Source organism: Streptomyces beijiangensis, assembly GCF_017315755.1.
Taxonomy (GTDB): Bacteria; Actinomycetota; Actinomycetes; order Streptomycetales; family Streptomycetaceae; genus Streptomyces; species Streptomyces beijiangensis.
Genome location: NZ_JAFLRJ010001404.1, coordinates 1 through 633 on the forward strand (window position 1 = coordinate 1; position 633 = coordinate 633).

Annotated in this window: 1 protein-coding gene; it reads left to right on the forward strand. The window is 73.1% G+C overall.

Going from position 1 to position 633, the window contains the following annotated elements:
* On the forward strand, positions 1–633 hold a 633-nt coding region (locus tag J0695_RS42025), incomplete at both ends, for a transposase (RefSeq protein WP_206970056.1).

Here is a 633-nt window from a genome sequence, read left to right on the forward strand (position 1 = left end):
GGCTGTGGCGTCTGCCGGTGCCCGAGGCGCCGGTCCCACGGGTGATCGGGGTGGACGATTTCGCGCTGCGGCGCCGTCGCCGCTACGCCACGATCATTACCGATGCCGTCACCGGCCGGCGCATCGAGGTCCTGCCCGGCCGGGACGCCGACCCCCTGGAAGCCTGGCTGCGCGAGCATCCCGGCATCGAGGTCGTATGCCGGGACGGCTCGGCCACCTATGCCGAGGCCATCCGTCGCGCCCTGCCCGACGCGGTGCAGGTCAGCGACCGCTGGCACCTGTGGCGCAACCTGTGCGACAAGGTCCAGCTCGAGGTCCGCGCGCACGCCGGCTGCTGGGCCGCCGTCCTCAACCCGCCGCTGCCCGGCGGCGTGCGCGAGCAGACCACCCGTGAACGCTGGAACAAGGTCCACACCCTGCTCGGCCAGGGCGTCGGCCTGCTGGACTGCTCCCGCCGCCTCGGCCTCGCGTTGAACACCGTCAAACGCTACGCCCGCATGCCCGAGCCCACCGGTCTGCGCATCGCGCCGGCCTACCGGCCCACCCTCGTCGACCCCTACCGCGAACACCTGCACCGGCGCCGGACCGAGGAGCCGGGCGTCCCCGCCCTCCACCTCTTCCATGAGATCAAGG